The following is a 2,564-nucleotide window of genomic DNA, read 5'->3' on the forward strand; positions in this document are numbered from 1 at the left end:
AATCCCTGCAAAATGAAGAAAAGTGCGCTTGGTCAGGGATTAGTCCGGAGTCTAGCGAGTTGCACCGGCGGCTCGGGGACATCATCCGGGCGTACAGCAAGACCAAAGGAATTCATGTGTTCGTTGGAAACGAGGCGACGAGTCAGAGCGGCCTCGGGGAAAGCGGTATGGGTTGCTCGCTCGAGAACTCGAGCCATGGAGTGGCCTGGGCGTTGCTGTTGGCACGCAAAATACGAAACAAAACAGATGCATACAATACCTTGACCCACGAGCTTGGCCACGTCCTCGGGTTGAATCACGGAACCCAGCCCGACGAGATCTTCCAGCTTCTGGGAGGTGGATTGCCAAGGCATAGCGCGCTATTTTCGCGGATTAGGGCAAATGCTGAACAAATCGGTTGGTAGTGGATCGTGGATCCGCGCACGCGAGCGGCTTGCCCGTCGTGTTTTGAGCAGATGTGTATGGGCCGTCTGCATGCCGGTGCTCGGGGGTTGCTCCGCTGCCCATGGGACCTTGCCGGATGCTGGCGGTGCCGCGGGCTCGAGCCTGGGTATGCCTCTGGTCGTGGAGCCCTGGGGCACGACGGTAGACGCGGGTGGAGGAGCCAGCTGTGCGCTTGCGCGGGGCGATGAGCTGCTCTGCTGGGGGGCCAGCTATGCGGCAAGGATACGGAACGCCACCGACCCGCCTCCGGGTCGCTACCGGGCCGTTTCGGTGGGCGGAGACCACGGTTGTGTGCTCCAGTTCGATGGTGCGCTGCGGTGCTGGGGCGATGATTCCAGCGGGCAGCGCGCACGCTCGGACTACGCGTACGCGGGAGTGTCGACTTCCGAAAACGCAACGTGTGGTGTGAGAACCGATGGCACGCTGGATTGCTGGGGTACACTAAGTACATATGGCGCTGTGGCACCTCCTGGTCGCTATCGCTTTGTGGCGTTGGGTGCGGTGCATGCATGTGGGATAAGAGCAGACCGGTCTACGATTTGCTGGGGCTTGAGCATCCATAGGCAGACGAAAGCGCCGACGGGCAGATTTGTCGAGCTGGCGCTTGGTTGGCAGTTTTCCTGCGGTCTCACTGCAGAGGGCCAGCTCGCATGTTGGGGGAATCCGCCGGCGGGCATCGAAGAGATGCAGGGCCCGTTCCGGCATCTGGCGGCCGCCCATGCCTCGCTCTGTGCGTTGGATGAGGGAGGCTTTGTGCGCTGCAGCGGGCTTCCCCCGCATACGGCCAAACCGGCGCCAAAGCGCGTGAAGTTCAAGGAACTAGGAGCGGGAGAAAAGCACTTTTGTGGTCGTACCGATGCAGGCGAGATTCTGTGTTGGGGCGATGGCTGGGAAGCGATGGATGTCCCCTCGGGCTTGTAAGCGTGCGGTACACAGCGCTCGCTGGTTTCAGCCCGTGCGTCTGCCGCTGGGGGCTGCATTGTTCGCGAGTGGATGCTCCTTGTCCTTTGCTCCGGGGGACGAAGGTGCACAACCTGCGTCTTGGCCGGAGATCGCGTCGCTTTCCTTGGGGATACGGCACGCCTGTGCGATTGGACCTGAAGACAACGTGATCTGCTGGGGTGCCAACGATTATGGTCAGAGTGCGCCACCGGACATTCCGATGAAGCTTGTTGCCGCGGGTCAGGTCCATACCTGCGGCATCACACTGGAGGACGGCCGAGCGGTCTGCTGGGGCAGCGATCGGACAGGTCGGGCAGATGCGCCGGCGAATGAGCAGTTTGTGAGCTTGTCGGCAGGTGGCGGGCACACGTGCGGCATTACACGCGACCGGGCAGTCCTTTGCTGGGGTAGCTGGCACTACGTACCGCCGCTTCCCCTGCCGTTTGAGCCGCCCTCGCAAGGGGAATTCAGGCAGGTAACCCAGGGAGATGCACACGGATGCGCGCTGTCGGTCGCGGGTAAGGTAACGTGCTGGGGTGATTATTACGCCTTCCTTGGAGCACCCGAGTCCAAGATCTTCGAGCGCATTGACTCGGGGTTTAGCCATGTGTGCGGTTTGACTTCCGCCGGCGAGGTCGAGTGTTGGGGGGAGCCGTTGAACGAGCCCAACATTCCTGCAGGGTCCTATGTGGACGTGAGCGCAGGGAACGCGACCTGCGCGCTTCGTGACGACGGTAGCTTCGTCTGCTCCAACGTCGTCGACCCTCCACCCGGCCCGATGACCGAAGTGGTTGCCGGGCGGCACCATGTCTGCGGAGTCCATGAAGGTGGGGGCGTGCAGTGCTGGAAGCAGGCGGGCTCTGACATGGAACAGGAGCTTACGCCTCCGCCGCAGCTGCACCGCAGGCGTTGACATCGGCAATACAACATAATGCGCACAAGACCGACGTGCGCAGCGTCGTTTATGCGTGGCACCCTTTGCATGGCCAGGCCGTTGAGGTGGTCTGTCGTGGCGCTAACGGCATGGTCCGCTGTTTGGTGGGCACAGGCGCGCCGAACCGACTTGTGAGCATCCCTGTGTGGATGCTGGATCCCGTATCCTGCGCGGCGATGCGCGCTGAAGCTGAGCCGCGCGTTTCGATGGGGGCGCTCGAAGAGCTGCGCTGCCTGCTCGACGA

Annotated in this window: 3 protein-coding genes; all 3 read left to right on the forward strand. The window is 62.3% G+C overall.

Going from position 1 to position 2,564, the window contains the following annotated elements; translation table 11 throughout:
• Window positions 1-404, forward strand: a 404-nt coding sequence (locus MJD61_09650) for a matrixin family metalloprotease (GenBank protein ID MCG8555534.1), incomplete at its 5' end; no start/stop codon positions are given.
• Window positions 405-474: 70 nt separating this feature from the next.
• Complete coding sequence (locus MJD61_09655) at window positions 475-1,365, forward strand: RCC1 domain-containing protein (protein MCG8555535.1); 891 nt, start codon at window positions 475-477, stop codon at window positions 1,363-1,365.
• A gap of 241 nt (window positions 1,366-1,606) precedes the next feature.
• The gene (locus MJD61_09660) at window positions 1,607-2,299 is read left to right on the forward strand and encodes a hypothetical protein (protein ID MCG8555536.1); all 693 of its coding nucleotides are present in this window, start codon (window positions 1,607-1,609) and stop codon (window positions 2,297-2,299) included.
• The last annotated feature ends 265 nt before the right edge of the window (window positions 2,300-2,564 follow it).

The sequence above is a fragment of the Pseudomonadota bacterium genome (assembly GCA_022361155.1).
Taxonomy (GTDB): Bacteria; Myxococcota_A; Polyangia; order Polyangiales; family JAKSBK01; genus JAKSBK01.

Bases quoted from the DNA above. Each gene is read 5' to 3' on its own strand.
- MJD61_09655 (MCG8555535.1), top strand. From the start codon at position 475: ATGCCGGTGCTCGGGGGTTGCTCCGCTGCCCATGGGACCTTGCCGGAT.
- MJD61_09660 (MCG8555536.1), top strand. From the start codon at position 1,607: ATGAAGCTTGTTGCCGCGGGTCAGGTCCATACCTGCGGCATCACACTG.